This window comes from Paenibacillus sp. FSL H8-0259 (assembly GCF_037963255.1).
Taxonomy (GTDB): Bacteria; Bacillota; Bacilli; order Paenibacillales; family Paenibacillaceae; genus Paenibacillus_AQ; species Paenibacillus_AQ phytohabitans.
On record NZ_CP150147.1, the window covers coordinates 7,423,072 to 7,446,573 of the forward strand.

At 51.3% G+C, this 23,502-nt stretch carries 28 protein-coding genes; all 28 read right to left on the reverse strand.

The window, feature by feature from the left end:
• Window positions 1-37 precede the first annotated feature (37 nt).
• On the reverse strand, window positions 38-1,486 hold the full coding sequence (locus NSU01_RS31745) for a CdaR family protein (RefSeq protein WP_076247112.1): 1,449 nt from the start codon (window positions 1,484-1,486) through the stop codon (window positions 38-40).
• Window positions 1,479-2,309: a diadenylate cyclase CdaA gene (gene cdaA / locus NSU01_RS31750; RefSeq protein WP_039294234.1), complete on the reverse strand. Its 831-nt coding sequence runs from the start codon at window positions 2,307-2,309 to the stop codon at window positions 1,479-1,481. Before cdaA ends, NSU01_RS31745 begins: the two co-directional genes overlap by 8 nt.
• A 211-nt stretch (window positions 2,310-2,520) precedes the next feature.
• Window positions 2,521-3,135, reverse strand: coding sequence for a zf-HC2 domain-containing protein (locus NSU01_RS31755; protein ID WP_076247115.1), 615 nt, complete (start codon window positions 3,133-3,135; stop codon window positions 2,521-2,523).
• 124 nt (window positions 3,136-3,259) lie between these two features.
• On the reverse strand, window positions 3,260-3,826 hold the full coding sequence (gene sigW / locus NSU01_RS31760; RefSeq protein WP_039294228.1) for an RNA polymerase sigma factor SigW: 567 nt from the start codon (window positions 3,824-3,826) through the stop codon (window positions 3,260-3,262).
• Window positions 3,827-4,408: 582 nt separating this feature from the next.
• Window positions 4,409-7,201, reverse strand: coding sequence for a phosphoenolpyruvate carboxylase (ppc, locus tag NSU01_RS31765; RefSeq protein WP_039294221.1), 2,793 nt, complete (start codon window positions 7,199-7,201; stop codon window positions 4,409-4,411).
• 288 nt (window positions 7,202-7,489) lie between these two features.
• Window positions 7,490-7,771, reverse strand: coding sequence for a holin (locus NSU01_RS31770; protein ID WP_076247118.1), 282 nt, complete (start codon window positions 7,769-7,771; stop codon window positions 7,490-7,492).
• The gene (locus tag NSU01_RS31775; protein ID WP_076247121.1) at window positions 7,768-8,478 is read right to left on the reverse strand and encodes a M15 family metallopeptidase; all 711 of its coding nucleotides are present in this window, start codon (window positions 8,476-8,478) and stop codon (window positions 7,768-7,770) included. Before NSU01_RS31775 ends, NSU01_RS31770 begins: the two co-directional genes overlap by 4 nt.
• Entirely contained in the window at window positions 8,450-8,842 is a 393-nt protein-coding gene (locus NSU01_RS31780) for a hypothetical protein (protein WP_076247123.1), read from the reverse strand. The genes NSU01_RS31775 and NSU01_RS31780 overlap by 29 nt, the downstream gene beginning before the upstream one ends.
• Window positions 8,829-9,050, reverse strand: a complete 222-nt coding sequence (locus NSU01_RS31785) for a hypothetical protein (protein WP_231575236.1) — start codon at window positions 9,048-9,050, stop codon at window positions 8,829-8,831. Before NSU01_RS31785 ends, NSU01_RS31780 begins: the two co-directional genes overlap by 14 nt.
• Window positions 9,028-9,342 (reverse strand): hypothetical protein, encoded by a 315-nt coding sequence (locus NSU01_RS31790; protein ID WP_039294205.1) that lies wholly within the window; start codon window positions 9,340-9,342, stop codon window positions 9,028-9,030. The genes NSU01_RS31785 and NSU01_RS31790 overlap by 23 nt, the downstream gene beginning before the upstream one ends.
• Before the next feature lie 241 nt (window positions 9,343-9,583).
• Window positions 9,584-9,970, reverse strand: coding sequence for a hypothetical protein (locus tag NSU01_RS31795; RefSeq protein ID WP_042140106.1), 387 nt, complete (start codon window positions 9,968-9,970; stop codon window positions 9,584-9,586).
• A 15-nt stretch (window positions 9,971-9,985) separates the two neighbouring features.
• Window positions 9,986-11,692, reverse strand: a complete 1,707-nt coding sequence (locus tag NSU01_RS31800) for a hypothetical protein (protein WP_076247125.1) — start codon at window positions 11,690-11,692, stop codon at window positions 9,986-9,988.
• 11 nt (window positions 11,693-11,703) lie between these two features.
• Complete coding sequence (locus NSU01_RS31805) at window positions 11,704-12,315, reverse strand: putative phage tail protein (RefSeq protein ID WP_076247127.1); 612 nt, start codon at window positions 12,313-12,315, stop codon at window positions 11,704-11,706.
• A 2-nt stretch (window positions 12,316-12,317) separates the two neighbouring features.
• Window positions 12,318-12,653: a hypothetical protein gene (locus NSU01_RS31810; RefSeq protein ID WP_076247129.1), complete on the reverse strand. Its 336-nt coding sequence runs from the start codon at window positions 12,651-12,653 to the stop codon at window positions 12,318-12,320.
• Between the two features lie 12 nt (window positions 12,654-12,665).
• Window positions 12,666-13,688, reverse strand: a complete 1,023-nt coding sequence (locus NSU01_RS31815; RefSeq protein WP_076247131.1) for a DUF2793 domain-containing protein — start codon at window positions 13,686-13,688, stop codon at window positions 12,666-12,668.
• 1 nt (window position 13,689) lies between these two features.
• Window positions 13,690-14,103, reverse strand: a complete 414-nt coding sequence (locus NSU01_RS31820) for a phosphoglucomutase (RefSeq protein WP_076247133.1) — start codon at window positions 14,101-14,103, stop codon at window positions 13,690-13,692.
• A 2-nt stretch (window positions 14,104-14,105) separates the two neighbouring features.
• The gene (locus tag NSU01_RS31825; RefSeq protein WP_076247135.1) at window positions 14,106-15,164 is read right to left on the reverse strand and encodes a baseplate J/gp47 family protein; all 1,059 of its coding nucleotides are present in this window, start codon (window positions 15,162-15,164) and stop codon (window positions 14,106-14,108) included.
• A complete protein-coding gene (locus NSU01_RS31830) occupies window positions 15,157-15,585 on the reverse strand; it encodes a DUF2634 domain-containing protein (RefSeq protein WP_076247137.1) in 429 nt (142 codons plus the stop codon). The genes NSU01_RS31825 and NSU01_RS31830 overlap by 8 nt, the downstream gene beginning before the upstream one ends.
• On the reverse strand, window positions 15,582-15,875 hold the full coding sequence (locus NSU01_RS31835; protein WP_076247140.1) for a DUF2577 domain-containing protein: 294 nt from the start codon (window positions 15,873-15,875) through the stop codon (window positions 15,582-15,584). Before NSU01_RS31835 ends, NSU01_RS31830 begins: the two co-directional genes overlap by 4 nt.
• Window positions 15,876-15,880: 5 nt before the next feature.
• Entirely contained in the window at window positions 15,881-16,843 is a 963-nt protein-coding gene (locus NSU01_RS31840; protein ID WP_076247142.1) for a hypothetical protein, read from the reverse strand.
• A gap of 12 nt (window positions 16,844-16,855) precedes the next feature.
• Window positions 16,856-17,602 carry a LysM peptidoglycan-binding domain-containing protein gene (locus NSU01_RS31845; RefSeq protein WP_076247144.1) on the reverse strand — a complete coding sequence of 249 codons (747 nt, stop codon included), beginning with the start codon at window positions 17,600-17,602 and terminating at the stop codon, window positions 16,856-16,858.
• Window position 17,603: 1 nt separating this feature from the next.
• Window positions 17,604-19,436 carry a hypothetical protein gene (locus NSU01_RS31850; protein ID WP_076247146.1) on the reverse strand — a complete coding sequence of 611 codons (1,833 nt, stop codon included), beginning with the start codon at window positions 19,434-19,436 and terminating at the stop codon, window positions 17,604-17,606.
• 192 nt (window positions 19,437-19,628) lie between these two features.
• The gene (locus NSU01_RS31855; RefSeq protein ID WP_039294170.1) at window positions 19,629-20,051 is read right to left on the reverse strand and encodes a phage portal protein; all 423 of its coding nucleotides are present in this window, start codon (window positions 20,049-20,051) and stop codon (window positions 19,629-19,631) included.
• A 107-nt stretch (window positions 20,052-20,158) separates the two neighbouring features.
• On the reverse strand, window positions 20,159-20,629 hold the full coding sequence (locus tag NSU01_RS31860; protein ID WP_039294168.1) for a phage tail tube protein: 471 nt from the start codon (window positions 20,627-20,629) through the stop codon (window positions 20,159-20,161).
• Window position 20,630: 1 nt separating this feature from the next.
• Entirely contained in the window at window positions 20,631-21,953 is a 1,323-nt protein-coding gene (locus tag NSU01_RS31865) for a phage tail sheath family protein (protein WP_076247150.1), read from the reverse strand.
• Complete coding sequence (locus NSU01_RS31870) at window positions 21,953-22,159, reverse strand: hypothetical protein (RefSeq protein WP_076247153.1); 207 nt, start codon at window positions 22,157-22,159, stop codon at window positions 21,953-21,955. Before NSU01_RS31870 ends, NSU01_RS31865 begins: the two co-directional genes overlap by 1 nt.
• A complete protein-coding gene (locus NSU01_RS31875) occupies window positions 22,156-22,578 on the reverse strand; it encodes a DUF6838 family protein (RefSeq protein WP_076247155.1) in 423 nt (140 codons plus the stop codon). The genes NSU01_RS31870 and NSU01_RS31875 overlap by 4 nt, the downstream gene beginning before the upstream one ends.
• 424 nt (window positions 22,579-23,002) lie before the next feature.
• Window positions 23,003-23,482, reverse strand: a complete 480-nt coding sequence (locus tag NSU01_RS31880; protein WP_144026172.1) for an ArpU family phage packaging/lysis transcriptional regulator — start codon at window positions 23,480-23,482, stop codon at window positions 23,003-23,005.
• Window positions 23,483-23,502: the final 20 nt, after the last annotated feature.

Consider the following 23,502-nt stretch of genomic DNA (forward strand, 5'->3'; position numbering starts at 1 on the left):
AGATGCATAATAAATAGACGTAGTCTTGAACAAAAAGTTACGTTCCACCCGTACTGCCGGCGTTATTGCCGCCTGCTGCCGGTGTAGCTGCGTTCTCCGCAGGAGTGTGTGACGGAGTCGGGGTCGGCTCTGCAGACTCGTCAGTATGGGTAGGAGACGGCTCTAGGGGCGTCTCCTCAACGGCAGCCGGCTCAGCACTGGGCTCCGTAGTAGGAACAGCCGTGCTGTTGTCAGCTGCGGCAGAAGGCTCCGGTGTAGCTGGAGCGAGCAGTTCTACCTTTACCGTAAGCTGCGAACCGTCATTCTGCAGTGCTATGAACCGGGGAAGGGAGACCTGCAGCGGAATATCATGAATTCCAGCCGTAAGCCCGCCCACATCAGCAACCACACTGACATTATCCTGGTCCAGCTGGTCCAGCAGGGTAGGCGCACCCGATACCGTCAGATCCATGGAAGTGCTCACAGGATCTAATATAAGGGCTGTCAGCCCGTTGCCTACCCCCTCCAGCTTAATAGGCACAGCGGAGATCGTCCGCTGGGCGATCTCCGCTGTTGAGACCGATACATTCATGGCCGCAGGCTCGATCTTCCCGGTCCCCTCCGGCGGCTTCAGCTCCAGCTTCAGCTGTTCTGTACCGGCAGCTGTAATGGAGCTTAGATTAAGAACCGCCTCATAGGAGGATAGGTTCTGCAAAGTCTCCGCGCTGCCATATACAGTCACCATATCCTGTTCAGGCGTAACCCGGGACAGGACCAGTGAACCGGGCAGACTGCCGGTAAAGCTGATATCCAGCGGCAGTGTTTTGGACGGAAGCGTAATAGGCAGCTCTACACCCACTGTTGAAGGCTCGATCACAGCATCCTTCAGCTCGTTCCCTTCACTATCATAAGCATAGAGCTTCAGCTTCTTCTCACTGAACGGCTCATTCTCGCCATCCAGCTCAATATTCCCCTGTACCTTCGCAACCCGTCCGAGTTCACTGGCCGGAAGGGTCACCTCTGCCGATACCGGATCAACCACCGGAGTCCCCACTTCATAGCCTGCTGCAGGCTCCCCCGTGATATTCAGGGTAACCGGAAAAGACTTGGTCGTCCGCAGCTCAATATGCACATTCACCTGATTCGGCACCATATCATCCAAGGTTACCCCACTCGGCGTCGAATACATTAAGGGAAGCGTATTGTCGCCGGGTTTCACATCACTAAGATCCAGCCACACCCGGTAGGCATCGGAGAACTTGTAGGTAAGATCGGACTTTTTGCCCCTTACCTCCATCCTGACGCTCTCTACATCCTTCGTCAGCACATAGGTATCACTATCGAAGCCTTCGATCTCCACTTTGACATTCTCGATGGTCTTCGATTCGGTATTAACCGTAGTCTGATTCGCCGGCGCCGTATCTACATGCACAATGGTCCAGAGAATAATACTGAGGGCAAGCGCAAGAATTTTGTTGAAGTTATTATTCTTCATCCATTTATCCATTGTTCTTAGTCCCCCTCCATTTCCAGAAAGCGGAACTTTTATCCTTCAGGAGTGAGCTTGCACTCAGCTCTTGATGCAGCTTCGAGATCAGCGACTCTTCCTTGATATCCCGGACGATTTGTCCGTTAATGGCCAGAGAGATCTGTCCGGTCTCCTCGGAGACGACAACAGATACGGAGTCTGCCACTTCACTAATGCCGATGGCGGCGCGATGCCTTGTTCCGAGCTCCTTGCTGATGAATGGATTCTCCGACAATGGCAGGTAACAGGCGGCCGCAGCAATCTGGCTCCCCTGCATAATCAGCGCCCCGTCGTGCAGCGGTGTATTGGGAATGAATATGTTAATCAGCAGTTCAGAGCTGACCTCAGAACGCATAGCAATACCGGATTCCGTATATTCGTTGAGTCCCGTAGACCGCTCGAAGACGATTAAGGCCCCGATTTTGCGCACAGCTAAATAATTCACCGCTTTAATTACTTCACCTATTAATTTACTGATCTCTTCATCATTCTCGGCAGTCCGCCCGAAGAATTTCCCCCGGCCGAGCTGCTCCAGCCCCCTGCGCAGTTCCGGCTGGAAAATAATAAAGATCGCAAATACCCCAAACGTAAACATCTGGTTCATCAGCCATTTGAGCGTGTACAAATCCAATAGGGTACTGCCCCCCCAGATTACAACCAGGACCAGAATTCCCTTCAGGAGCTGAACGGCCCGCGTACCACGCACCATATTCAGTACTTTGTAGATGATGTAACTGACAATCAGAATATCGATTATATCTTTAATGGACTCTTTCCATGTAAGGTCGGTAAAATAGCTCATTGCCGAAAACCCCCGTCATTTCAAAATTAGCTGGGTTTATGTAAATTGTCTGTTAGCACTTTATCATATCTAGGTTATAACGTTCAGCCTCCGGTTGCAAGTTTAGGGCTGAAGCAAATTGCAAAACTGGTGTTTTCAGGCAACAAAAAAGCGCCATCTTTCCGGAAAAAGAGGCGCAAATGAGTTTTCTGCTACAAGCGACCAACATTAGCTATCGGTAGGCAACTTCAGAGAACATGTTCGTCACTTTATACCAGAGCCAACTTACCGCTTGGTCTATGCTTTTGACTTGCCCGGAAATATGGGCGGTTGAAGCCTGATACAGCGAGCCGTCGATCACCGTCACATTGCCGTTGACTTCCCCGTATACTTGAGTTTTACCGTTCTCCACCGTCAGATCCCCGGAAATGATTTTGCCGGAGGGTACGATAACCGTATCCCCTTTGATAACAACCTGATCGAGGTCAGTCCCTCTGACTACAAGCTGTCTATCCTGATTCCAAAAAGTTACAGAACTCATCAGCATCACGAAGATAAACACAGAGGCTGCCGTAAGCGCCGGATGTCGTTTGATCCAGGTGATAAAAGCTCTTTCCTTCTTGGGTTTCGGTAATGAATTCATAATCCGGCCTACAAGATCCTCCGAGGCAACAGGGGTCTGGTGCATCAGGGAAAACATCAGCATATCGGTCTGTTCCAGTTCCTTGAACTTCGCACGGCAATCCGTACAGGATAGAAGATGCTCCTTCAATTCCCTCTGCTGCAGTTCGGGCAAGTCGTCATCCAGGTAGTCGTGCATCATAGAGACGGCCAGTTTGCATTCCATAGGAGCCAATCCTTTCATGAGTGCTTATTTAATTCTTTCAAGACATAGGAGCAGGACGCATAAGACTTGCTTAACTTACATACGTCACTGCCATGCAGGAGTTTCATAAAAAAATAATCTATTTTTACAATTTAGGGCCTAATTTTTTACGTAAAAACTCACGTCCGCGATGCACACGGGTCTTGATCGTCGTCACGGGCATATCCAGCACATCACTGATCTCCTGAAGCGATAAATCCTGCAGATAGCGCAGTATCATCACCGACCTGTATTTCACGGGCAGGCTGTCGATGGCTTCATAGATGAGGCTCTGTGTCTCCGAGAGCAGCAGCTCCGTCTCCGGTGTCACATTGTCGCTCGGAATCATCGAATACCCGTCAATTCCCTCTTGATCGTTCATCTCGGCATCCAGTGAATACGTCGGCCGCCGCTTGCGCAGCCGGTCAATACAAAGGTTCGTGCCGATACGGTAGATCCACGTTGAGAACTTCTGTTTATCATCATAACGGTCCAAATTCCGGTACACGCGCAAAAAAGTTTCCTGAACAATATCTTCCGCCTCATGGCGGTTATTCAGCATACGGTAAGCCAAATGATATATTTTGTCTTTATATAGTTCCACAAGCTCGGCAAATGCCCTTTGGTCGCCCTTCAAGGCGAGCTTTGTCAATCTGCCTTCCAGATTCTCCACCTGTTAACTCCCCCAGACTTGCCGCCCTTGGTATCTCAGCTCTTGATCATCCACGGTACAAGCATTTAAATCGTAATTCAAGTTCTTGTAAAAATCAAGGTTTGTATTGTTACCTTCTATATATATTGTACTCTGAAAAGAGGCCGGGGGCTGACACGGGCGGCTGATTAGTCGCGGACTGCGCGAAACATTTGGACTTCCGGTCGCTGTTATTGGCAGATTTCCTGATTGGAACCGCAATTTGCGGTCGAAATCTGCCAATAAAGGCGAACGCTGCCGCTCCTCCAGTTCCAAATTTCCGCTCCGCCGTCTCCATCAGCCACGGTGGGCCTCTTTTTTGTTGCCCAAAGTATATCTCAGGCAACAATGGGGTGGGGCATGGGTTCGGCCGGGTCTAAGACTCCCGGTCTCACTCAGAAAGATAAAAACCCCGCCCATCCTCTGGGTAAGAGGCGGACGGGGTTTCCTGAAGCGGCTTAGCCGGCTTCAGACACAAACAAACCTTTTAAAGCGGCTTCGCCGACTTTGAAGATCAAGATCGGCTAGATCAAAATCGTAAGAGCAAGCGCTCGAGCAAAGGCATCAGCCGGTATTCCGAAGGCCGGCGGCAATACCGTTGATCGTAAGCAGCACCTCACGCAGCAGCTCAGCGTCATCGCCCTCCACATCGCGCAGGGCGCGAAGCTCGGCAAGGAGCTGGACCTGCAGGTAGCTGAGCGGATCAACATACGGGTTACGCAGGCGGATCGACTCCTGAATAACCGGAACATTATCCAGAATATCCTGCTGGCCGGTAATCTTCAGGATGAGCTCGGAGGTCAGCTTGAACTCGGCTTCGATCTGGCCGAAGATACGCACCCGCGCCTCTTCGTTTTTGCCCATGCCGGCATATTCCTTGGCGATTACGAGATCCGCCTTGGCAATAGCCATCTGCAGGGTATCGATCAAGGTCGTGAAGAAAGAGAAGTTGGCATACATATGCTGCATGATCTTCAGGTTCTCTTCTTTATCCTCATAGAAGCTCTGCAGTCCAGTTCCGGCAGCATACCACGCAGGCAGCAGATAACGGCTCTGCGTCCAGGCGAATACCCAAGGGATGGCACGCAGATCCTCGAAGCGTTCACTGTTCTTACGCTTCGAAGGACGTGAACCGATATTCAGTTCCCCAACCTCCGGCAGCGGGGTTGATTCTTTGAAGTACGTCAGGAAATCCGGATCACGGAAGATCAGATCCTGATATTTGTTCAGGGAGACTTCAGAGATGCGGGCAATAATCTCATCCCACTTCGCTTCATACAGATCCGCCTGTGGCGATCTGGCATGAATCGCCGCCGTAACCAGAGCAGATGTCGCCTGCTCCAGACTGCGGTAAGCAATGCCTTTCATCGAATACCGGGAAGAGATAACCTCCCCCTGCTCGGTAATCTTGATACCGCCGCCAATGGTGGAAGCCGGCTGGGCCAGAATACTCCGGTTCAGCGGCATACCGCCGCGTCCGAGGGCTCCGCCGCGTCCGTGGAAGAACTTCAGCTTAATGCCGAATTCATCGGCAGTCGCTGTAATCTGCTTCAGGGCAACGCGCAGCTCCCAGTTCGCAGTAACCACACCACCGTCTTTATTACTGTCCGAATAACCAAGCATGATTTCCTGCAGGTCATTCATCGCAGTAACGGCATCGCGGTAGATCGGCATGCTGAGCAGCGTATGCATAATCTGCGGTGCATCATGGAGGTCGTCAATGGTTTCAAACAGCGGCACAGCCTGCAAAGTACAAACAACCGTACCGTCGTTGTCTTTGCGGAACAGGCCCACTTCTTTGGAGAATACCATGACCTCAAGAATATCACTGGCTGCTTCTGCCATACTGATCAGATAGCTTGTGATACACTGCTTGCCGTATTCCTCCTGTGCCTGGAAGATCGTCCGGTATACCGCAAGGCATTCCTCCGTACCTTCACTATAAGACTGGTAAGGGGATGTCAGCGGACGCGGATCATTCAGCAGCTTTTCGAGCAGCTCAATCTTTTGTTTCTCCTCCAGCTTGGAGTAATCCGGTGTAACATTCATTTTGGCCAGGATCTCCGTCATCGCATTCTCATGTTCTTGGCTGTGCTGGCGGACATCCAGGGTCGACGTATGGAAGCCGAACAGCTCCACTTGGCGGATTAGCTTCTTAATGTAGGTGTCTGCTACATAGTCGGCATAGTGATGCCGCAGGCTGCGGTCAATCACGTTCAAATCATCTATAAATTGCTCTGGTGAGGAATAGCGCTCAGGCGTACCTTTTTTCTCATCATCCAGAACATTCTGCGTCTTGGAGATCATATAGCTGAGTTTAATCCGGTAAGGTTCATTATCATTGCGCCAGGCATCAACCCGGTTAAGATTAATAATGTTACGGTCCTTCTCAATGGACTCCAGCAGCTCCGGCGTCACATTGACGATGCTTGTACTAAAGCTCAGGTACTGCATCAATTCGCGCATAATCCGCTGATATTCACGAATAGCCAGCTTGCGCTGCAGACGCAGCGTCTGCAAGGTTACGGCCGCAGTCACCGAAGGGTTACCGTCACGGTCGCCGCCAATCCATGAACCGAAACGCAGATAGGTCGGCACATGCCAGTTCTGGCCCGGATAATATTTGCTTAGACATCGCTCAAGCTCTTGATACACATCCGGCAACACTTCAAAAATCGTCTCATGGAAATAATACATGCCATTGCGCACTTCATCGAGCACGGTAGGCTTGCGGTCACGTAACTCATCCGTCTGCCACAGGGTAATTACTTCATTCAGCAGCTTCTCACGGAGCTGTTCGCGTTCGCGGAAAGTCAGAGTCGGATTATCCAGTCCCATGACATCATCGGAGATCCGTTTGTGGATATCGAGAATCGCACGGCGCATGGCTTCCGTAGGGTGAGCCGTCATAACTAGTTCCAGAGACAGGCCGTTCATGATCTCATGAACATCCTCGTGGGAGAAATCCCGCTCGCGGAGCTCCTGAATCGCGCTTTCGATCGACCCTGGCTGTACGGTCTCCCCGGCAGAACGTTCATAATCGCGCTTACGGCGAATGCGGTGATTCTGCTCGGCTATGTTCACCAATTGAAAATAAATGGCGAAAGCCCGTATCACCTGATGCCGGTTCTCCGTATCCAGTGAACTAATTAGCTCTTTAAATTCATTGTGCAGTTCAGGCAAAAACAATGAGCGCAGCGATTTACTGGTTTCACGGATCTTCTCCACGATATCCAGCAGTTCGTTGCCGCCTTGGTGTACCAAGACTTCGCCCAGAATATTCCCCAGGAACCGTACGTCCCGCCGCAGCAGATTATTGGAGTTGCTTTTGCTAACGGTAGTCGTAAGTTCGGTCATGCTGCTCCCCCCATCCTCTTCCGGATCAATGCTCTTAACATTGTCTATTTGAAAGCTTTCCTCATATCATACAATAAAACCGCCCGGAAATCTTCAACTTTATTGCGCGGTAAAGCGATACAGCAATTAAGATTATACACCAATCCAGTTATTTATACAGTCAGAATTAATTATGTATCTCTTCCTATTTATATTGTCTGTTTTATGTAGTGACTATGTAATATTATATGACGTAAAACAGCAAAAAAACCGGCTCCGCAGAGCCGGCCGTCAATTTTAAGTCACGTTTCATTTCATGGTATTCCCTGAGCGGTTATTGAATGCCAATTCAAATAATCCTGTAGCAGACAGTCCGGCAAGCCCCCCTGCCCAGAGGCGAAGGGTCATACCGAGATCCGTAAAAGGATACGCTGCCGCTCCAACCAGCAGTCCAATTCCTAGTCCTACAAACGGGATAATGTTACGGGGCAAACGGGTATTATTTTTGATCAGCTGCACCAACGCCAGAATAACTACGGCCAGTATTGAAGCAAAAGTTAACACATTGTCAAACAGTTCACTGTTAATCATGAGTTCGCTCCCTTCTGGTGGCTACTTGTAATATCTACTGTTTTTGTGGCCGGATTGTAGCCTACCTGTGCCCCAAGCGCTTCGGCAATAACGCGAACGGGAGCATAAGTAATGCCATTCTCCATTATTCCTTCTGCAATCTTCACACCGTTCACTTTTACCGTCGCTGTAATTTCACTCTTCACAGTTTGTTCCTCCTTGAGCTTGATGCGTTCATACACCGCCGCTACTGCCACCGCAGCAGGCCTCGCTCCTGTCCGAAGTGCTGCCAGCGTCATTCCAAAGCTCAGCTGAAAATGCGGATAATCCTTGAAACTGGTCCAATCCCCGCCCCATTCGAACCCGATCGCCTTGGCCTGCTGCACCACCTCCAGCCAATCAGCCGTGCAGTCATTGTCCCCGTCCCTGTTCATATCCCAAGAAACACTTGAACCATTCGGAAGCAGCAGCGCAAAATCCACCGCCAGTCCATAATTGTGATAGCTATATCCGCCGCGTGCATTAGTGACAATCGCTCCCGGCTTGGTTCGTCCCTGGGCGTAAAGCGCATCCTGCTCGGCAGTCGTCCGCAGCCCCTGGGTAATCAGGATGGGAACACCGCAAGCATAGCAGCGTTCAATCAGCGTTGTGGCTGCGGTGAGTACAGCGGGATGAAGCCCGGATAGACGGGCAGCGGATTTATTCAGAACCTGAGTCAGAGTCAGCATGCGGATTCCTCCCTTTCCTGATCCCGGACAACACCACGAACAGATCCTGGCGTTTGGTGTACATTAACAGCGTCAGGATGACCAATCCTACAGTAGTGCACGTCTGGGCAATGGCCCAGGCTTCCGATTGCAGCAAGCTTAGCACGGCGTCCGAACCGGAAGTGCTGCTGAATCTGATCCAGAAGGCAACCGCCATCTTAACGGTATACGCCCCCAGAAAAAAGAATGCTGCCAGCATAAACAAACTGACTACGCGCGCCCGGAGCCTTTTGCGGAAATACAAAAAAAGCGCAGCTATCAGCAGCAGCGCACAGATAAAGGATATGGAATACGCTATTAACAACACAATATCAATGATGCCCATCCTCTGCCCCCCGATCATAGATTAGGAACTCGGCGAACCCGTTGTTCCTGATTTCCTCTTGAATTTCTTTGGAGACATTCTTGTACCTTCGGATAGAGAGCGATACTCTCATTCCCGCTTGCGTCAGCTTCCGTTCTCTATCCCGGTGCAGGGGAGATAGTCGCTTGATCCACTCACTCAGCACGTTATCCCCCCCTGTCTTCTTCATTAATACCATCCGAATTCTTGTTGCCCGCTGAATGGTCGATCTTCAATCGCTGCAGCACTTCAAGTGTCGGCGCCATGAAGTCGGACCGCTCTTTGTCGAGGATGTTCTGCAGCCTGTCCCTATCTTCCTCGGCACGCTCCAGCAGTTCACGCGGCACCAGATTCCCCTTCACAATCGACCGCAAAAGCACAAGAAAAATCATCAGCAGAATCAAAGCGATGATGTAGGCCAGCCCATACTTATCTGCCAAAGGCAGCAGCTTCTCCAAATTCGCAACATCGTTGCTGTCCATTGCTTCACTCCCTTCTGAGTTGGTAAAAGAAATGCCCCCGTACGGGCCGGGGGCAAAATAAAAATGCCTTATAGGGCGCCTGCTACTCTTTTTGTGATGTGGCTAGAATTTCAACCAGTTCTTCAGCTGTGATATATTTTGGGCTATACGTCTGCAGTTTGGTCTCTGTGACCTTACCCATAACCCACATATTAAGCAAAAACGGATACATTAATATCATCTCCTCCTCTATGCAGATCCATCACAGGCCGAAATCTAGCAGCGCCAGGATTGCGGCCTCGTTCGCCTCGGTACGCTGCTCCAGCGTTGCAAGCATCTCCGTCAGTGGCTTTTGATAGATAGGCTCCGTTGGCCCTCCTGACCCCATGTTAGGATCGGGATAGCTGAACTTAATTTTTAGTGTAGTAGGTTCAATCCGGTAACCGTTACAGCGCGCAAAGTCTTCGCTATACTCGCCATATTCTAGTTCTAGCACCCCCACTGTTTCCGGCGTTCTCTCTGCCAGCGCCTTATATGTTCCAAAGTCCTGTTCTTGCGTGGTCTCTATAACATCGCCGGATCTCTCCCCGGTGTCTTGTATAATGTTTCCTGATGTCAACTCATAATATAATCTGCGTCCTATTTGCATTGTCATTCTCCTTTCTTATCCCCAGGCTTCCCATGTGTAGGTTCCTGAACCGAATTGGCTGAAACTGCTTGTGGCTGAGAACCCATCATCGTTAACATAATAGTCTGCTGCATATCCACCGCCATTAGCGGTTGAATTACCTGTGAACGGGTAAGAACGAGATGAGTTCAGATAAAATATGAAATATGCGCTAAACCCAGGTATAAACAAGCAAAAAGATTGTGGACGGAATCCAAGCCCGCCCACTGCTAGGCTGCTGGCTGAAACCCATGTCGAACCTGTTGCATATTTTTTAGGCTGAACTGTCCCATATACGCCAAAGATCTCAGCTCCCTGTGCAATGTACCACGGCTGTAAATATCCGTTCACACTTTTAAGCTGATCAACACTAACCTTGATCTCCCCGGCTCCGGCTCCACCTTTCCGGTAACCTTCTCGAGGGTATACAGCAAGTGCCCCGTCTCCCCACTTGCCTACGGACAGAGCTGGATCGGCTCCGACAGTGATAACCGGCATACTGCCTTGCATACCGAGAATATTAATATCAGAACGCACGTTACTTGCTATCAAACCAGGTGTGTCTGTACTAACCCAGGTAGACCCGTTATAGTAACCGGCAGATGGTCTAAGGTGTACTACAGCGGATGTGTTACCAGCCTCACCCGGTCGCCAGTAGGCGGTGGCAGTGGGTGGTATGTTGCTATTTTCCGCAGATCTATTTGGCATCGTCCCTGCTGTACCCGCAATAGTTGTTCCGGCTAGAACAGATGCAGCTGGAACCGAAACACCCACCACCGTAATCGCTGTATCATAAATCCCCGCTGCCTTGACCTGTGCACTGGGACCCGGCGTAACCGTCCCTCCTGTTTGCACCGTCAGCGTACCGGTTACATCCCCCGCATCTGTTGCCGCCGTTTTTCCCGCGCGAATATCCCCGGCCACTGCGTTACCGGAGCCACCCGCGCTATCTGCCAAAAAATCCGTTCCTACCTTGCGGAACATATAGGGTTTGCCTGCAAGCAGTTTCCCGGCGGCGTACGCGATACCTTTTTGATCTTTTAATGGAATAGCTCCAAGACCGTTCACATTGAGTGTCGCGCCTGCTGTATTCACTAGATTCGGCACAATTGTAATACCGAATCCTTCTGGCAAACTTGCTGGTGCAGGAGTTAGAGTTACGGTATAGGCTCCGCCTGTACCTGCCGTTACTGAATAAGCAGGCTGCCGCACGTAGTCCACAGTAAGGGACTTCCCATTCAGCTGCCCCTGAATCCCCGAGGTCACCCCATCCAAATACCCGAACTCCGCATTAGACACAACACCCGTCCCGATCTTAGTCGCATCAATCGCTGCAGCGGCATTAACGTCCGTATTCACAATCACCCCCGGAGCAATCGCGGTAACACCATCCCCCGTGCTGGTTACATCCCCTGTATGATTGGGATGCACATAATTATTTGCCCCGGCAGCCACACCATCCAGCTTCGCCTTATCCGCTGCAGCCATCAGCCCGGCAGCGGACGCAGTAGCAGCAGCGGTGGATGCCTTGGCATTCCATGCTGTGCGCTCAGCAGCCGTGATATGCTTGACCGCATCTGCGGCATGATCCTGTACAGCCTTGACGGCTGTGTCCAGAATATCCATATTGCCGTTCAAATCCGTTATATCTACAATGTCTGTACCATCCGGCTTTTTCAGCCCCAAATTCCCCGTTGTTTTCATCGCTCACACTCCTATTCGTATACTCTTAATTCGTTCCAGGTTCTGGCATGTGCACTATTCCAGGTAAGCTTCATAACAGAGTCCCACCAGGTGTAGCTGTACACGAAGCTATAATCCAGATGTGCCGGTTTAATCTCCTCCATGATCTGGATCAGACCCGCCATATTGGCGGGGATACCCAGCGTGCCGACGAAACGCACCTCGAAGCTGTACGCTCCAGGCACCTCCACCACCTCAACATCCCCGCCGGAAAAAGCGGATGCCGTCCGCCGGATCATCTCCGGCGTGGTCGTTCCGCTACCCCGCAGCTTGGCCTTGATCATCTCCCGGCGGGTTGCGTAAGACTTGCCCGTATCCGAAGTCAGCGCCAGCATCCGCTCCCAGCGGGACAGACTCCACGTTGCAGACTCCAGAGCCTTCTGCGCATCGCTGTCAGCCATCGCATAGGCAAGCTCACCGCACTGCGCACCGGCGCTCGCCTGCAGCTGCTCCATCTCGGGCACGCCCTGGTAATACTCCGGCAGGTACTTCATCAGATCCGGGATATTAACCTCCGGCCCCTCCCCCGTCACACCATCTGTCGAATACTCCAAAAGGCCATATATACTGTCTCCGTAGGCCACGGCTACACCCCCTTAAGCTGATTCCAGGTTAGCGGACCTTTGGGCATATACTCATGCGTATGCGCCGCCGGCGGGAATACGGATGGCTTGCCGTCCACACCGGACCAAGGCACACTATCCGCAACCTGCGCGTAATCGACCTTGCCATTGTTATTGGTATCATAGATGCTCTTCAGCATGTCGCCGGTGCTTTGGGCGGCTACCAGCAGCAAATTGCTGCTGCCGTTCCCAATGTAGAGCTTGCCTGTATCGGTGCAGTAGCCCAGTTCGCCTGCGGCAAGCGTACCCAGCGCACTTTCCAGTCCGCGGCGGATTTGAATCAATGTCTTCAGTGCCATGGTCACCGCCCCCTAGAATGTTCCGCCATCTATACTGCCCACTGTCAGCCGGTTGCCGTTGCCCGCATCATACACAATGCTGCTTCCGTCCACGTTGGCTGCAACACCTGCCGCATCTACAGTAATTCCTTTGCCTGCTGTGACAGCAATTGCATCCGCACTTACCGTAATCCCGTTGCCCGCTCCGATATTCAGCGTCACCGCATCAGCTTGTCCGCCGCCGATGAGTCCGCTCCCTGCTGTAATGGTCTGCAGGGCTCCACCCGTACGCACCCAGGCGGTCCCGTTCCAGCTGTAAATTTTCTGCTCATCATCCACATAAGCCGTCCAGCCGACCGCAGGAACATAATACACCCAGACCGCAGACTGATACTCGGCGACCTGATTAGTTTTCCCTGCCCATACACCGGTAGCTCCAGCCGGGATGATATACCGTTCACCTTCAACCGGACTGGCCGGCGGAGCGGTCAGATTCTGATCCTTGACCGAGGCCTGAGGCTCAATATTATGCTTGGCCAGCTCAATCTCATTTTTGATTTTTTGCGCAGACCACAGATCCGTAATTGCCGTACCCGTATCATTGATCAACCGGTGCTTAGTGGCATCGTCGATATGGGTTTTGATCTCTGCTGCGGTCTTCGTATTGGTGCCGTCCGACACCTTATTCGGATGACCTCCGGTGATGTCCGCCTTGAGTACTTTGGCATAGGTAGTGCCATCTGCGATATCATCCACGGTGCCGGTCAGATCTGTTAATTTCTGCGCATTCACCCGGCGCCAGGCCGCCCCGTCATCGAAGTACAAATAACCGCTGTTACTTCCGCTGCTCACATAATACAGCCGGCCCACAGACGCTGCCGCAGGACGCGAAGCTTCAGGACCGGACAACGCCCGTCCGACCATGGAATTGGAGGTACCGTCTCCGATATAAATCTCCTTCGTGTCTGTACAAAAGCCCATTTCGCCGGCCTTCAGCGTCCCGTAAGTGGACAGCTCTGCCCGCGTACCGCGTTTCACTTGAATAGTTTGTGCCATTTTACACCTCTCTTTTGAAAGATCCGCCGTCAATCAGCCCGGCTTTTTTGTAACGTTCAAGCTCGCTTTGTGTAGCGGTCAGCCCCGACTGCAGCTGATTCACATCATCCGCTTCCACCGTATCTCCCGGCGTTTCGTAAGTCACATACACTTCCGGCACATCGGCATAGATCTTAATCATCCGCCGCCAAGGCGCCTCGTCAGGAAAAGACACCGAGTAATTCCGCACCTCTGTCCCGCTATAGCGCGAACCTGTATAGACAGATAGGGTCTGATTATTAATGTTATCGTGGGCAAGAAGCCCGCTGTACACACCGCCTGTCAGAAGAAGCTTCTCCTCGACGACATAGCTACTGCCGTTTGCTTTTTTGTTCAGCTTGTCCTGAAAGACGTCAATCTGCTCCGGATATCCCATAGCTACACCTCCAGGATGACATTGCCGAATAGCGGCACTTCAGTTTCGTTTAGAGTCACATTTCCCGTCCCGCCGTTCAGCTTCAGACCGCTATAATCCATAACACCCTCGGTATCCAGCAGCAGCGATCCAACTACGGATTGACTGATATAGGTGGCGGCAAAAGCTTTCTCTTTGCGGTATTTCTCCAGAATCGCTGTAAAAGCATTAATGACCGGCTGCAGCGCATAACCCGCTGCCAGCGTAACCCTGGCAGTGACGTTAATGGTTTTGCCTGTGGCGGATTCCACCGTCACTACGGCTCCCACCGGAGCTTGTCCTTCGCCAAGACCCGGAGCAGGATCGATATACTGCTGCACTTGAGAGACCAGCAGCGCGGAAGCAGGCTTATGCTCCGCATTTACAATGACCACTTTGACCGTCTTCGGCCCGGCCCATAGCGGAAAGACCCGCGCTCCCCCTACGCCCTGGATGTCCTGTGCCCATTCCATATAATGATATTTATTGCCGCTCGTCGAAGGCCGTCTTGCCGAATCGAAGTACCGCTGGCGCAGCGCCTCATCTGACTCCGCATCCGTACCGGGAACGAGCAGTGCCGTAATCTCCCCACGGGCCAGCCCCGGGATATAATCGATGGGCAGCAGCGCACCCGAGTACTGATTCCCCTCTGCACCGGCGGTCTCACTTTCGAGACGGTACGTTCCGGGTGACAGCTTCTCCGCCGCGCTATAGTGGAGCAAGCCCAGCGAAAACCGGCTGCCCAGAGGAACATCCAGCAGTTCCCCTCCGCTGGTATAGAACTTTCCGCTTAGCTGCGTTTTTCCTGCGGGGTGACGGGTGATTCCCGTCCAGGCAATGCTGCGTTCCAGATACTCACCACCCGCTGTATCAGGGAAATACAGATTATTGCTGACCTCAAGCTCAATATACATCTGGGCCATTTCGGCCGCCGCCGGAGCGAGCGCATCATAAATAATGCTTCCCTCGCGCTTGTCCATCCCTTCCGGAACCCGGTCCAGCATACGTTCAAGCAGGGCCTCATAGGTCTGATCTTCATACACCGGCAATCTCCTCCTTTCTCAGTTCAAAATTGCCGTAAACCGTGACAGCTGTGCAGCTGAAGCTTACCGTATCACCGTTAAAAAGAATTTCCACATCCTCAAGCTGCTGAATCCGCTCATCCTGAAGCAGCGCCTCACTTACGATTCTGCGCAGCTCCGGCCGGGCCAGCAGCCTGTCCTGTCCAAGTACGAGACTCCATTCCGCACCGTAGTTTGGACTATAGATCAAATGCTCGAAGCGGGCGGTCTGCAGAACTTTAACCGCTGCCTGTTTCACTGCCTCAAGTCCATCCATACGTCCGGCTATCCGCTTGTGCTCAAAATCCATCCGGTACGTTAGGCTGGGGCTAAAGCCTGAAGCTGTTGCACTCCCCTCAAGAGCTGCCGTAACCGGACCCGATCTGCCGATTGCCGGGATCATAGGTCCACCAGCCGATCCAGAACGATATAGCTCTGCCCGCCCTGCATCCGGACGAGCAGCACGCGGTCACCCGCTGCCAGACCCCGGCGGAGCAAGATCTCTCTGCCCTCAAGCACTGCCTTGCTCTCCATCACGGACTCTGGCACAACCAGCGCCGGTCCAGTCAGAATGAACCGCTGCTCCACCTGGATCTGCAACGGCTGTGCCCCGACTACCGTTCCATAAGAAAAAGCCACCGGATTCGTATTCGATACGGCCCCGAGGCTTGCTTGTTTAATAATATCGAGCATGTCTTCTACACCACCTTAATGTCTAGGGACATCGTATGCTCCCCGCCTGAAATCTTATGGCTGCATTGGTCGACCAGAAACAGCTGCGTCTCAAAATCATCAAGCAGCACATAGATGAAATTCCCGGCCCGGACCCGAATATCACCAATCGCTTGTACAGAGAGGCTAAGCTTCTCGCGGTTATGCAGCTTGAGCAGATTGCCTGCCTTCTCCTGGATTTGCGCAGCATTCGCCTTGTCATCCGCCTTCTGGTACAGATGAAGAATTCCCCAGCGTTCCACATTTTCCTTATCCGTTGCCGGGAAAAACTCACGTTTGCCGGTTTCCTCATTGTCTTGATAGAGCAGGATCGTATTGTACGTATCATCGTCAATGCTTCTTTTAAGCGAATAATCATACAGATAATGACCAGCACCAAGGATCACATTCAGCAGCATTGCCTGAGGCGCACGCAGGGTCAGCTTTCCGAAATCATCATAAAAAGCCATCAGCTGGCCCATATACTGCAGCTCGCTGCCGATGGCGCCCATAATAATATCAAGCAATTTTTTATTATCCTCGATCAGGGAGGGAATCGTGTACTTCGCCGGGTCCAGCACTCCGAGCCGAAGGCCATAGTCTGTAGCGACTTTGCGGATCAGCTCACTTGCAGTAATATCCTGCAGCACGTAGCTGCCGTTGCCCAGCAGATAACGGATCTGGTCATACGCCGTCAGCTTAATTTCCTGATTCGCTCCCGTATCGATGCTGAAGACGAACCCGTAGAACACATCAATCCCGTCTTTCCTGAACTGCACTATATCCCCGTTACTGATGCCGAACTTCGCATGCTGGTAAATCCCGCTGTCCGCAAGCGTAAGCTCGAGTGTGGCAGGCTTTCCGGTACGCGTGGTTTTCCATGAGATATCAGTGGCAATCCCGGAAACATCCCAGATCGCGCCTTCTTTATTGATTACTATTAATTCCATCCCCATGGCCTCCTACGACAGCTTAATCACTCTGCCGATTTTAAGCTTCTTCAGTTCACTGTCCGGGATACTGTTAAGCTTTTGCAGAGTTTTGCTTTTGCTGCCGTCACCCAGGTGCTTTTGAGCAATGGACCAGAGGGTATCCCCGGCTTTGATCGTATAAGTGGCGGGGGCTGTCTTCTCGCTTGCCCGTTTCTGCTGCGTCTTCACTTCACCCTTGTTGTCAATCTTCATGGCTAACGCCTGATAGAATACATACTTTTTGAGACCGATAGTATACTCGATGTCCCCGGAAGAACCCGCACTCAGCTTCCAGGAGAAGCTTTCAATGCTGACCGCCATATTGATGCCAATGTCCCCGGTAAAAGTCTGCTGCGCCTGCGTTTTCGCCTGCTTCAGCCAATCTGGAGTCTGCGTATCCTGCACATTCACTGCCTTCAGCCCCGAGAAAACAAACCGGACCGGCCTGCGGCTCAGCATCCATTTCCGGATCAGCTCCACATATTCATAGGGCTTCAGCAGCTTGCCGGCATTCTCTCCCGAATACACCACAAACGGATAATACTGTGCCGGAAAAATACTCTCAATGGTGATCTCTGTCAGCTTCGGATAAGCAATAGCATTGATCTCACCAAAATCAATGACCGTATAGCTCTTGCTGTCACCATTCTCTTTGATCTCGAGGGTCTCAGGGTTAACCGGAAGCCGGATCACCTCTTCATAGTTGTTGAAGCTAAGATAGAACCCATACTCTTCCACGTTACGTATACACCCCCTGGGCCGTAGAGACAAATTCCTCTTTCAGCTTTTGCCCGATCTTCGTGATGATGGAGTCAATATCGCCGGAGTTATTAATATTACCCGTTGTTACCTGAACAGTTGGCGTCAGCTCGACAAAATTCTGAATCGACTGAATCTCCGCCAGCTCCCGCAGCATATCCAGATCATCGCTGGAGATATCCACCTTTTCATTAATGGAACCTACTTCGCCCACTTTGTTGACGCTGTTGATGTTCGCTGCAGCGGCTTGAGCAGGATTCTGGGATTTATCATCTTTTGGCTTGACCCGATCCAGCTTGGTATTGAATTTTGCGGGGAGATCTGATGCCTTGTCCCCATACTCCTTTACTGTTTTGGCGGTATCCACAAATTCTTTCTTTTTGGTATTGTACACATCCTTAGTTGATGTAGGCTCTACCAGGGTACCTTGAGCATTCTTAACCATATCACTGAAGACATGCGGATTCTCTGCTTCAAGAAAGTTGGGTTTGAAATCGGCCAGAAATTCAAAACCGGGAAATTTGCTTAACCACCCCGCCATAACTTGAATTCCCTTAAGCACAAAATTGATGCCTTCTGCTATAGCCTTTACGAACCCGCCTGCAAAGCTTTCAACACCTAACGCCATTTGGTAGATGAAGCCCAGGAAGTTCGTGGCCAGGTCATAAAATAGCTTTTGCACAGCATATGTCGGATCAATAAACAAGTTACGGAAGAAGTCTGCAAATGAAACGAAGTTATTATAGAGACCGATAACAAAATTCTCTATCGTTGCCCGCAGCCAGCCAAAAGCTCCCCCGATAAAAGCCACTACCTCGTTTACGGACACACCTGCTTGTTGAAGAATATAGATAAGCAGCGCTACAGCCGCAACAATTAAAAGGATCGGCCACATGCCTACAAGCCACGCGGCAGCAAGATTATATAACTGCACAATCATTGCAGCTATGAAGACAATGGCAATGGCCGCAAGGATCGGCCCTACAACATCCCAGTTCTCCTGGAACGCTGTAAACATATACAAGATGCCATTTACAACTTCTCCAATCACAGCAGCTATTACCAAGAATGCATTCGCGATCAGATTTAGTGCAGTAGACATTCCTTCAGACTGAAATGCATTATTCAAGGTATCCAGAATCGGACGCAACGCAACGATGGCTTTTTGACCCATCATTTCAACTGCGCTATCCATGTTGCCCTGCAGCTTGTTCCATTTCCCCTTATCTTCTTCCGTTGCGTTCGCAGCTATCGCTTTCGTACCCAGAGACTTAACCTTATCGAACACACCGCCAAGGTCCAGTGAACCCAAGGAGTCCTTCGTTTTGGAGAGGAATCCCGGCTCCGCTGCTTTCCGTGCCTTTTCTGCTGCCTTTTGTTCCTTTTCCGCTGCAGCTTCCTTCTTCTTGTTCTGCATATAACCTATGGCTTTATCCCCAACGTAAGTGATTAGTTCGAATCCGCCTACGTCCAGTGCCTTCATTATTTTTTGAACTTCACCCATGAATCCGCTTTTGGCATTCCGGACATCGTTATTATCCGGATCGTCATCGTTAGAACTGCCCGCAGAGCGGCGGGACCTGGAAGAGTCACCTTCATCCGCGATCCGTCTGGCCGCTTCCTGAGACTGCATGAACCCTTCCATGAAAGACTTGTTTTTCTCTTCATACACCCGCTCCAGTATCTGCTGCAGATCACCCAGCGAGTGGCTGGCCCGGTTAAAATTCTGGTTCAGCCGGTCCCACTGTGAGTTCACATTTTGCCAGACGGTTAATGCTGTTACGGGAACCAATGCTGTACTCGTAATTTCCATTCATTCACCCCCTTCATCTCTTCTTCCCCTTACTCCGGGCGCGCTCCCGCTTCTCCTTGTCCACGCGCACAGCAATCATGGCATAGATCGCCGCACGTTCGCGGACGGAGAGCTTCATCAGCTCATGCGGCAGAATATGCAGCTCGTGGAGGGCGTAGTAGGCCAGATTGGCCTCACCATCGCCCTCGTTGATTAGTTTTTTACGTCATCTACCAGCTCGTTCATATCTGTAGCGAAGCCGTTCAGGGCCTGTACCCGCTCTCCAAGCGCCGCGAACTCACCGGGCAGCAGCATTTTGCGCAGCAGTGATTCGGCCCCCATCACCCCATAAGAACGCTGCAGCTCGGTATTCTTCAGATCCGGATGCACTACGCTTGCTGTCATCAGCTTGGCCATATACTCATTGGGATCAATCTCTGTGGTGTAGGTGCCGTTCTTTCCTTTGACCTTGCGGGTTGCGGCTTTGCGGCATTCCTGGTTCTCATCCTCATTCATGCTGCGCAGCTTCCAGACGGCAGCTTTACCTTCCTTATCCTTGAAACGTTGCGAGACCACAAACTCCTCTGTTGTATCACATGCCGCATTTTGTGCAAAAAACAAACTTAATTCACTCATGTTGTTCCTCCCGGATTCTTATTGTGTATCAACAAAAGAAGAGACCCGCCGGCATATAATACGCCCGGGTCTTTCCAGCTGTTGTCTATGGATATGCCTGCTTAATCTTATTGGCCGGAATTTGCCGGGGCACTGAAGGGCTGAACCAATTCCACATCCTCAAAGGTAAAGCTGACCTCTTCCTCAAGCGCATCCGATTCCGTATCCAGCGAGGCCATAATGACACTATCCAGATTAACATCCTTCAGCATGATGCGCTGCGCGCCAACTGTAGAGGACGGGTCTTCATTCGTCACAATAATACTGAAATATTGGTCAATCCCCGTCTTCATGTATTCCAGCATCATTTGGCGGAAACGGCTCGTCATATAGAAAATCGTCATCGTACCGCTGCCCGACCATCCGGTTGCCTTATGCTGCACCCCGCGGCGACCAAGCGTTTTCACTTCCGCCTTCTGCTTCTCCACCGTGGCCTCCAGCGTTTTTACATAGAACATTTCTTCCGTCTGTCCGTTAATTGTGGCATAGGCCCGGCCCTCCTGGCCGGATAGCGTATCGCTGGCTTTCAAGAATGTCATCTTAAACCACCTTCACTTTCATATATACTTTTTCTACGGAATCCACCGGCTTCACAGCCACATCCAGTACAACACTGTCACTGTCCGCTCCCGGGGTAACTACAATATCGCTCTGTGCGTTGAAGTTCTCAATCGCCCCAAGGTTCTGCAGATCATTCATATAGGTAACGCACTGCGACCAGAACAGCGCACGCCCGTCTTCATTATTCGGCAATTTACCGATGAAGTAATTCTCAAAAATCCGTTTCAAATCTCCGGCGATTCCATCCAGCACGCGCAGCACACGGTTTTTGGAGAATGCCTTCCCCTTGTCTGGTGAAAAGGAAGTGAACGTGTTGATATCCTGCTCGACCACAGCCCGGCCGCCATTATACGTAAAGAGCAGTTCACCGTCTGTAAGCGCGGCTACGGTCTCGGAATGGCTGAAGCGCACATCCGCGTCAACGGCATCATCATAGGCCTGATAAGTCAGAGATTCGTTCACTGCAGCGGCGGCAGTAGCACCGGCTACCCAAGCCACGGCATGCGCTTTATCCACCACGGTTCCATCACTCAGCACTACACCGTTTGCCACACTGATAATGCCCTCATGGTCAGCCGTAGCATAATCGGACAATACCGCCTGGACCTTCTTGCCTTCCGTATTGCGCAGACGCTTCACATAAGCGCTATATAGCGCCTTGAGTGTGTTATCCTCGGATACCAGCCCCACAGTCTGGAAGTCCTGAACCTCCAGCGCCGCCAGGAAGTCGCTATGTTCTGCATTCGTTACCGTACCATTTGCACCGCTTACAAGCGGCATTCCAGCTGTTAACGTCAGCGCACCGGGTCCATTCGGCTTAAATTCTACATAGTCGTTCGCAGTCAGCCCGGCAGCCGCAGCTACTGTCTGCTTGTCCACCTCTGTATTCTCAAGCAAAGTCCGCACATCGAACTGAGCGTTGTCGTCGATATTCTTTTCGATAACGATCTTGAGTGCATTTCCGCGTTCCCCGCCATACAGCGCCGTAGCCTGAACCCCGTTATTGGTGACAGTAGCCTTAACTCCCTGATTCAAGCGGTAGAGCAGCAGCGTACCTGCCCGTTTCAGCACCTCTCTTACCGGCAGCAGCTGCGAATCTGTCAGATCAAACCCTAGCTTCTGCTTGAAATCATCCTGGGCAGTAAGCTTAAGAATGACTCCAGCTTGTCCCCAAGGCAGCGTAAGCGCCAGGGCCGCCGTACCGCGTTCCCCCATTTTACCTGACACGCTTCCGTTCGAAGCCACATTTACGTATACCCCCGGACGCACCTTGTTTTGTGTTGTCCATGTTCCTCCAGCCATTAGATAACCTCCTTATTTAGATAAAGCTCCATTAATTGCTTAGCCTCTTCCAGGGTGTAGCTCCCGCTCTCTTGCAGAACTACTTCCAGTACATCTTTTTCCTTCGGCGTGTATACGACAGAACCCATAATCTGCTTCTTGCCAAAAGCATTCTGCTCTTCCCCGCCCCGCTTCAGCTCACTTGCATTCGTTTCCTTTGAACTCATTTCAGCCGTGCTCCTTCTGTGAAGTGACCCATCAGTTCTGCCTCGCCCTGCGGCTGCTTCTGCTTCTGGAGATAGAGCATATAGTCCACTGTGAACAGCGGCCCATGTCCCTCTGCTCCTGCCTCCCATGACTGGCGAATCACACGAAAAGAATAATTCCCGCTTTCCCTGGCCGCCAGCGCTTCACACAAGCCGTCCGCCATGCTCTCTGCATCCAGCAGACTTCCCTGCTCGTAGCGGATACCGAAACGGTACACCGCCATGTATCTGCCTTCACGCTGCCGGTCGTAGGTTGCTGAGATGAGCCCCGGTTTGAAGTAGGCTGACTGCGGCTTGTCCCCTTCCACATAGACAGGTACATCCGGATAATACTCTGCCAGCGCATCTGTGATGTTCTCCCGCAATTGTTGTACAGTCATGATTTCATTCCTCTCATGATTAGTTGTGATAATCCCTCCCCCCTTCCTGGAATCACAACGGATACTATCCTGACAAGAATAATATCCGCTTGTATTAGGCAACTGCTGAAGGAACTTTCACCACACTTGTGCCTCAGCCACCAAGGGACTGTATCTTGTAGAGCATTCATGCTCCTGCGGTGTCCTTCTGCTTCATTTGCCATGTTATAAATATAGACCCTTTGAATCCTTGCGCAGACGCTATTATAGAGGAGAAAGGACTAACTTCCGGAGACCCTTGGGATGAAAAAAGGAGGTACCAGTGGTGCCGCAAAAAAAGCCGCATCACCCATTGGGCAACACGGCTTCGTGTACTTCTTATTATCTAAACAACCGAATCTCCAAACTATTTCTGCGAAAAGGTTCAGCTTCAGCAGACAGTCTGCTATTTCTCTTTCCGGGTCCCTGATGTTTTCTCTAGCGAAGCTAATGACAACAACTGCAGATCTGCGAGCGCCAGCGCCATCTTATAGAACGCCTTCGACCTTATTTTCACATAAGTGTCCTTGCTCACCGGGGGATCAAACACATGATTATAGATCGTGTAGTCGTAGCTCTCCTCTCTGCGCAAGTAACGCTCCCGCACAAGCTGCTGTTCTCTAAGTGTAAGTCTCTCTACTACGGAATCTATCATTGCACAGTATGCTCTTCTTGCAGCTGGCACATCCACATTATGAGTTGCTATGGCCGCCGTCTGATCCGTAACCGAGTTAGTCGCGCCATGGAATCTTTCCGTATAGGAGTACGTAATCCCGGCCTCTTTAGCCTCGAAAGTTACGGTCTTAAAAATACGGTATTTCTCCAGCATATTCTCTATAGTGACCTGAGTAAGACGGCGGTCAAGCTCGGGCAGCGAAGCTAGAATCATCATGTTAACCACTCCTT